Annotated in this window: 6 protein-coding genes; all 6 read right to left on the reverse strand. The window is 65.6% G+C overall.

Features of this window, described 5'->3' with window-relative positions; translation table 11 throughout:
* The coding region (gene ligA, locus JWR89_RS16180; RefSeq protein ID WP_299717896.1) for an NAD-dependent DNA ligase LigA at positions 1-1,083 on the reverse strand (1,083 nt) is incomplete at its 3' end.
* 214 nt (positions 1,084-1,297) lie between these two features.
* Complete coding sequence (gene recN, locus JWR89_RS16185) at positions 1,298-2,968, reverse strand: DNA repair protein RecN (RefSeq protein WP_299717897.1); 1,671 nt, start codon at positions 2,966-2,968, stop codon at positions 1,298-1,300.
* 13 nt (positions 2,969-2,981) lie between these two features.
* Positions 2,982-3,875 (reverse strand): outer membrane protein assembly factor BamD, encoded by an 894-nt coding sequence (locus tag JWR89_RS16190; protein WP_299717899.1) that lies wholly within the window; start codon positions 3,873-3,875, stop codon positions 2,982-2,984.
* 243 nt (positions 3,876-4,118) lie between these two features.
* On the reverse strand, positions 4,119-5,078 hold the full coding sequence (gene lpxC, locus JWR89_RS16195; protein ID WP_299717901.1) for a UDP-3-O-acyl-N-acetylglucosamine deacetylase: 960 nt from the start codon (positions 5,076-5,078) through the stop codon (positions 4,119-4,121).
* A 328-nt stretch (positions 5,079-5,406) separates the two neighbouring features.
* Positions 5,407-7,185, reverse strand: coding sequence for a cell division protein FtsZ (gene ftsZ, locus JWR89_RS16200; protein WP_299717903.1), 1,779 nt, complete (start codon positions 7,183-7,185; stop codon positions 5,407-5,409).
* Positions 7,186-7,290: 105 nt separating this feature from the next.
* The coding region (locus JWR89_RS16205) for a cell division FtsA domain-containing protein (RefSeq protein WP_366142994.1) at positions 7,291-7,781 on the reverse strand (491 nt) is incomplete at its 5' end.

A 7,781-nucleotide genomic window follows, 5' to 3' on the forward strand; every position in this document is an offset into this window, starting at 1 on the left:
CAGTCGCGCTACCGGCGTCAGCGCCCCGGTGCGACCGACCTGAATGTCGATACCGTTGAGGATCGTCGTCGCCTGCTCCGCGGCGAACTTGTGCGCGATCGCCCAGCGCGGCGCGCGGCCGGCAAAACCAAGCCGCGCCTGCCAGTCGATGCGATCGACCTTGTAGACCACGCCGTCGATATCGTAGCCCAGCGAAGCGCGCTCATCGCCGATCTTGCGATAGAAGGTCAGCGCGTCCTCGACGCTGGCGCACAGCGTGATCAGCGGATTGACGGTGAAGCCGGCCTTCTTCAGCCAGTCGAGCATGCCCCACTGCGTCGGCTCGTCCAGCGGATAGTCCGACATCTCGCCCCACGCATAGGCAAAGAATTTAAGCGGCCGCGAGGCCGTGACCGAGACATCCTTCTGGCGCAGCGAGCCGGCCGCGGAATTGCGCGGATTGGCGAACGGATCCTCGCCGGCCTCGACCTGCCGCGCGTTGAGCGCGAGAAAGTCGCTCTTCAGCATGTAGACCTCGCCGCGCAACTCGCAGGCGGCGGGGATATTCTTGCCCTTCAGTTTGTTGGGGATGTCATCGATGGTGCGAACATTCGCGGTAACGTCCTCCCCGGTAAAACCGTCGCCGCGGGTGGCGGCGCGGACCAGTTCGCCGTCCTCGTAGCGCAGCGACAGCGACAGGCCGTCGATCTTCGGCTCGGCAACGATCGCGGGGATTTCGTCGAGTTTGAGGAAGCGCTGGATGCGGGTGACGAATTCGGCGACCTCCTCGTCGCTGAACGCATTGCCGAGCGACAGCATCGGCACCGCGTGCTGCACCTTGGCAAAGGCGCGCGAGGGCGCAGCGCCGACGGTCTGCGTCGGCGACGAGCCGGTGACGAGTTCGGGAAATTTTTGCTCGATCGCCTCGACCCGGCGACGCAACGCGTCGTACTCGGCATCGGAGACCGTCGGCGCATCGTCCTGATAGTAGCGCTTGTTATGCGCCTCCATCTCCAGCGACAGCCGCATCAGCTCGACCTTCGCCTTGGGCTTGGTGAGGGTAGCGATATCGGGGGCGGTGGTGGGTTTTGCTGTGCGGGCCATGGCTATGGATACGATGAAGCGTGGCAGGAGAAAAGACGGGGCGCGGATTCGTTCCCCGGATGCTGCGCAACGCGTCGCGCTTGCGACGTGGTGCGCTGCTGATCCGGGGTCCCGGTGCCATGAGAAGAGAGGAAGCGGGATCCCGGATCTGCGGAGCGGCATGAAGAATGCCGCACCGCGTCCGGGAAACGAGAGTTGCGTTGGACGCTAGTTTCTACGCCGCGCCCCGCAGCAAGCGGTCCGCAGCGGCCCTCGCTTCCGCCGTGATCTCCGCACCCGCCAGCATCCGGGCGATTTCCTCGCGGCGCGGATCGGCGGCCAGCGTGTTGACGCGGGTGGCGACGCGCTTGCCCTTGTCGAGCGCGTCCTTGGAGATCAGCAGGTGCTGGTCGGCACGAGCCGCAACCTGCGGGGCGTGGGTGACGGCCATCACCTGGACCTTGCCGGCCAGCCGCGCCAGCCGGGCGCCGATGGCGTCGGCCACCGCTCCGCCGACGCCGGTGTCGATCTCGTCGAACACCAGCGTGGGCGCGGAACCCTTGTCGGACAGCACCACCTTCAGCGCCAGCAGGAAGCGCGACAGTTCGCCGCCGGAGGCGACCTTCATCATCGGCCCGGCGCGGGTGCCGGGATTGGTCTGTACCCAGAATTCGACGCGGTCGATGCCCTGCGGGCCCGGATTGGCCGGATCGGATTCGACCTGGGTCATGAACTTGGCGCGCTCCAGCTTCAACGGCGCCAGTTCGGTACTAACCGCCTTGTTGAGCTTCTCGGCCGACTTGATGCGCGACAGCGACAGTTTTGACGCGGCGGCGCTGTACTTCCTGTCGGCATCCGCAGCGGCGTTCTCCAGGCCCTGCAACTGCCCGGCGCCGGCATCGATGGTGGCGACATCGGCGATGAATTTGGCGGCCAGCGCGGCCAGGCCATCCACCGGCGTCGAGTATTTTCGCGCCGCGGCGCGCAGCGCGAACAGCCGCTCCTCGATTCGCTCCAGCTCGCTGGGGTCGAAATCGGCGGCGATCAGGGCAGCGGTGAGGTGCTGGTCGGCCTCTTCCAGCGCGTTGATGGCGACGTCGATCGCCTTCACGGCGGGCTCGACCAGCGCCGGCGACGAGCCGGCGCGGCGCTCCAGCCGGCGCACCGCGGCGGCCAAGGTCGAGATCGGCGAATGATGGCCACTGACGGCGTCCTGCGCCTCGCGCAAATCGGCGGCGATCTTCTCGCCCTGCATCATGCCGGTGCGACGGTCCGCCAAAGCGGTTTCCTCGCCGTCCTTGGGTTTGAGTTTCTTCAGTTCGTCGGCGGCGTGGCGCAAATAGTCGGCGTCGCGGGCGGCGCGCTCCATGTTGGCGCGGTGCGCGTCCAGCGTGGCATAGGCAGCCTTGCGGTCCTCCCACAGGCTCTCCAGCGCCACGACGTCCTTGTCCAGCCCGGCAAAGGCATCGAGCAGCCGGCGATGGGTGGCGGCGTCCACCAAGGCGCGTTCGTCGTGCTGGCCGTGGATCTCCACCAGCGCGGCGCCGACCGCCTTCAGGGTCTGCACGCTGGCGGCCTGATCGTTGATGAAGGCGCGGGTGCGACCGTCGGCGAGCTGCACGCGGCGCAGAATCATCTCGCCGGTGTCCTCGAAGCCGTTGGCGGCGAGAATCACCAGCGCCGGGTGACCCTTGGCGAGGTCGAACACGGCGGTGACCTGGCCCTGCTCGACGCCGTGGCGCACCAGGTTGGCGTCGCCGCGACCGCCCAGCGCCAAAGCGAAAGCGTCGAGAAGAATGGATTTTCCTGCGCCGGTCTCGCCGGTCAGCACCGCGAGGCCGCGGGCGAACTCGATATCGAGCCGTTCGATCAGGACGATGTCACGGATCGAAAGACGGGCCAGCATTGGAGTCTAGTTCCTAACCGAGGCCAATTCGCTTGAAGGCCCTGGAAATGTAGGAACCCTTGTTCTCGCTCGGCTCGAGACCGCCGGACTTTACAAGATTATAGGCGTCTTTGTACCACTTGCTGTCAGGAAAGTTGTGGCCAAGCACGGCGGCGGCGGTCTGCGCCTCGCCGACGATGCCGATCGCCATGTAGCCCTCGGTGAGGCGCATCAGGGCTTCCTCGACGTGGCGCGTGGTCTGGTACTGCGTGACGACGGTCTTGAAGCGGTTGATCGCGGCGGTGTAGTCGCGCTTGTCCATGTAATAGCGGCCGATCGACATTTCCTTGCCGGCCAGCTGGTCGCGCGCGCCTTCCAGCTTCTTCTTGGCGGAAGTGGCGTATTCCGACGCAGGATATTTGCGGACCACTTCCTCGAGCGCGGCCATCGCCTTCTCGGTACGGCCCTGGTCGCGGGAGATGTCGGGGATCTGGTCGTAATGCGAAGCGGCGATCAGGTACTGGGCGTAGGCGGCATCCGGGCTGCCGGGATGCAGGGTGACGTAGCGCGTCGCCGAACCGATGCAGGTGTCGTAGTCGCCGGCTTCGTAAGCTGCATAGGACGACATCAGCAGCGATTTGCGCGCCCAGTCGGAATACGGATGCTGGCGATCGACTTCCTCGAATTTCTTCGCGGCGGCCTTCGGATCCTTGTTCTGGTTCATGAGGTACAGGCCCTCATTGTAGAGCTTGTCGGCGGGCTCCTCGACGAAGGTGTCGTCCTTGGTGCCGAACTTGTCCCAGAGCGCGCCGGTGCCGCAGCCGCTCAACGGAATCGCCAGCGCGATCAGGCCAAGGGCCATGCGCAGCTGCCGACCAAATCCGTTGATACGCGTGTGGCGAAGTTCGAGCATACGCTGTGCCGACATAGATGAAGACCTGACGCCTGTGATGCGGTGCCCCGCGCGTGATCCGCGCACGATCGCGGACCAACCGGCAACCTGCCCGTGGTTCGATGTGCGACCGCGTGCCTGTTTAGCCTGATAAAGTCCGTTAACCAACCGGATACGCAGGCATTTCGCCGGGATTAAGGCGAAGGTGGCGGCAATACAGCGGGTTATGGTTACTGCGGGTGTCCGGGACGATGGAAGGCGCTCAAGCGCCGCCCAGGATCAGGAAACGTCGGGGCCGAAGGCCGGAGCGATCATGCCGCCGAGCATACCGCTAGCGATCTCGGCGGGCGCGCGGCGACGGGTGGCCGGTTCGGCTTCGACGATCTTCCAGGCGCTGCGATCGGCCATCAAGGCACTCAGCACGGCGTGGTTCAGCTTGTGGCCGCCACGGATCGACTTGTAGGCGGCGAGCAGCGGCAGGCCGGCCAGCGCGAGATCGCCGACCGCATCGAGCGCCTTGTGACGCACGCACTCGTCGGAATAGCGCAGGCCTTCGGTGTTGAGCAAGCGGGTGTCGTCGAACACCACGGAGTTTTCCATCGAGGCGCCGCGGGCGAAACCTTCGCTCCAGAGACGGGCGACGTCATTCATGCAACCGAAGGTCCGGGCGCGCGCGATGTCGCGGCGGAAGCTCTGCGGATTGAGGTCGAGCACGTAGCTCTGGTGACCGATCACCGGGTTGGCGAAATCGATTTCGATCTCTGCGCGGAAGCCGGCGGCATGCGGGCGGAGTTCGCCGAACGAGTCGCCGATGCTGACCTGCACCGGCTTGAGAACCTGGATGAAGCGGCGGCGGGCGGCCTGCTCGACAATGCCGGCCTGATCGATGGCCGCGACGAAGGCGCTCGCGCTACCGTCCATGATCGGCATTTCCGGGCCGTCAATTTCGATGGTGGCGTTATCGACACCCATGCCGCGCAGCGCTGCAAGGACGTGTTCGGCGGTGGATACCAGCGGGCCGTCACGGTCGCCGATCACGGTGGCGAAGGCGGTGGCGATGACGGATTTGGGAGAAGCCTGGATTTCGCGATCCGGGCCTTCGAGGCCGGTGCGGACAAAAATAAAACCTGCATCGACAGGTGCAGGTCCGAGGGTCACACTGGCGGGCAAACCGGAATGGACGCCGACACCGGTGACGGTGGCCTGCGACCAAAGCGTTGTCTGACGGCTAAATTTCATTCGTAACCCACCCAAATGCGACTCACTTAATTCCGACCGGTCCGGTCGTTCTCAAGTCCCCGAGTCGCAGCAACCATACCGACCGCCACAAAGTGCGCCAACTCACGCTTTTTTACCGATTGTTACCCAACCTCTGCCGCAATCGAGCCAAGGGTTCACCCAAGTTGCCACCGTTTCCGCATGTTTCAGTGCGGCGCAGCGCAAGTCCCGTATTTTTATTCCTTTAATATCAAACACTTAAAGATATCGATACGTGCGCAGCGCAGCATAGATAAAGGCCCCGGGTGCGTAACCGGGGCCTTTATCGTCGTCATGATTGTAACAAACCTCAGTTGGTCTGACGGCGCAGGAACGCCGGGATATCCAGATGGTCGTCGCCCTGTGGCGCGGGGGCCACAGGTGCCGGACGGCCGTGGTTGTCCAGGCCCTGAGGCGCTGGACGGCGAGCGTATTCGGACACCGGCTCGTTGCCCATCTGCTGCGCGACGCTGCGCTGCGGCTTGCGGTCCGGCAGCGGCGGCATCGGCGCCATTGCGGGCGCGGTACGGGCTGGCTCGGCGTCTTCCTCGCGACGGCCGAGGCCGACATTAGCGAGACGCTGCAGCAGCGACATCCGTACCTTCTGCGGTTCATCTTCCGATTCGCCGCGAGCCTGGCGGATCTCGTTCTGTGCCGGCATCGGCAAATCCTCGAACTTCGGCATCCGCGGCGCGCGCATCGGCGCACGCTCCGCAGCCTGCGGGATGAACTGCTCCGGCGGCGCCGGCTCATGGACTTCCGCGCGGGGCGCTTCGCGATCCGGGAACAGCGACGGCTTCTGCGCGATCGGGCGCACCGTCACATCGCCATAGGAGGCCGGCTGGCTGGAGACCTGGGCGACCGGCTGGTTCGCTTCGGGTGCCACGGCTGCCGCAATGGCGGCCAACGCGGCGCGTTCGTGGTTGCTGGCGGCCGGGCGCGGCGCGGCCGGAGCCTGGCCGGGACGCGGCGCGTCGGTCTTCTGCGCGGTGGTGGCGACGGCGCGCTGGTTGTCGGCGCGCAGCCGGGCGGTCAGGTCGGCGAGCCGGCCGTCCGGGGTCGTCGGCGCGGCAACGGCGTTGGTCACGGCAGCCGCGGGGGCCGCGGCATTGCGGGCCAGCAGGGCCTGCTCGATGCCGGTGGCGACCACGGAGACGCGGATCACGCCGTCGAGGGTTTCGTCGAAGGTGGCGCCGACAATGATGTTGGCATCGGCATCGACTTCTTCGCGGATGCGGGTGGCGGCTTCATCGACTTCGAACAGCGTCAGGTCCTTGCCGCCGGTGATCGAGATCAGCAGGCCGCGGGCGCCCTTCATCGAGGAGTCGTCGATCAGCGGGTTGGCGATCGCGGCTTCGGCCGCGGTCAGCGCGCGCTTCTCGCCGGTGGCTTCGCCGGTGCCCATCATCGCCTTGCCCATCTCGCGCATCACGGCGCGAACGTCGGCGAAGTCGAGGTTGATGAGGCCTTCCTTGACCATCAGGTCGGTGATGCAGGCGACGCCCGAATAGAGCACCTGGTCGGCCATCGCGAAGGCGTCGGCGAAGGTGGTCTTCTCGTTGGCGACGCGGAACAGATTCTGATTCGGAATCACGATCAGCGTGTCGACGGCCTTCTGCAGCTCCGTGATGCCGGTTTCGGCGACCCGCATGCGGCGCACGCCCTCGAACTGGAACGGCTTGGTGACGACGCCCACCGTCAGTATGCCCATGTCGCGCGCCATGCGCGCGATGACGGGCGCAGCGCCGGTGCCGGTGCCGCCGCCCATGCCGGCGGTGACGAACACCATATGCGCCCCGGCGAGGTGATCGCGGATTTCCTCGAGCGCTTCTTCCGCGGCGGCGCGACCGACCTCAGGCTGGGAGCCGGCGCCGAGGCCCTCGGTGACCTGCAGGCCCATCTGGATGATTCGATCCGCCTTCGACGCGGTCAGCGCCTGCGCATCCGTATTCGCAACGATGAAATCCACGCCGACGAGGCCGGACTCAATCATGTTGTTGACAGCGTTGCCACCGGCGCCGCCGACGCCCGCCACCATGATGCGGGGCTTCAGTTCCCGCAACTCGGGAGCTTTGAGATTGATCGTCATCGTCTGGCCTCTCGACTGGGAGCGCATTCTCGCGCCCCGCTTATTTCCATGTGCCGGAATCCAGTCTGGCCGCCGCGCCGTCCTGGGTTCCAATGCTGCTTAAACTCAGAAACTTTCGCGGAGCCATCGTCCCATGCGGGACATGTATCCATCGGTACCCGTGGACTGCGTCACTACTCTGCGCCGGGGCTCGAAATGCTCGACGCCGGCGACCTGCGGATAAATCAGCAACCCGACCGCCGCCGAGAAGGCGGGGCTCTTGGCTGATTCGGGCAGCCCCTGAATACCCAAGGGACGGCCCACGCGCACCTGATTTGAGATGATCCTGCGCGCCGCCTCAGGCATGCCGGTCAGTTGCGCCGCGCCGCCGGTCAGGACAAGCCGCCGTCCCGCCTGTGGCGCGAAGCCCGCAGCCTGCAACCGGTCACGGACCAGCTCCAGAATCTCCTCAACTCGTGGCCGAATGATTCGCACAAGATGCGATTTCGGCACATGAATCGGATGCTCGCCGTCTTCCCCGACCTGCGCAACCGAAATCGTCTCGCGCTCGTCAGATGGTGAAGAGATGCAGGATCCGTACAACGTTTTAAGCCGTT

The organism is Tardiphaga sp. (genome assembly GCF_028290785.1).
Lineage (GTDB): Bacteria > Pseudomonadota > Alphaproteobacteria > Rhizobiales > Xanthobacteraceae > Tardiphaga.

Excerpts from the sequence above, each read along its gene's own strand:
- lpxC (WP_299717901.1), bottom strand. The coding sequence starts at position 5,078 with ATGAAATTTAGCCGTCAGACAACGCTTTGGTCGCAGGCCACCGTCACC.
- ftsZ (WP_299717903.1), bottom strand. The coding sequence starts at position 7,185 with ATGACGATCAATCTCAAAGCTCCCGAGTTGCGGGAACTGAAGCCCCGC.
- JWR89_RS16190 (WP_299717899.1), bottom strand. The coding sequence starts at position 3,875 with ATGTCGGCACAGCGTATGCTCGAACTTCGCCACACGCGTATCAACGGA.
- recN (WP_299717897.1), bottom strand. The coding sequence starts at position 2,968 with ATGCTGGCCCGTCTTTCGATCCGTGACATCGTCCTGATCGAACGGCTC.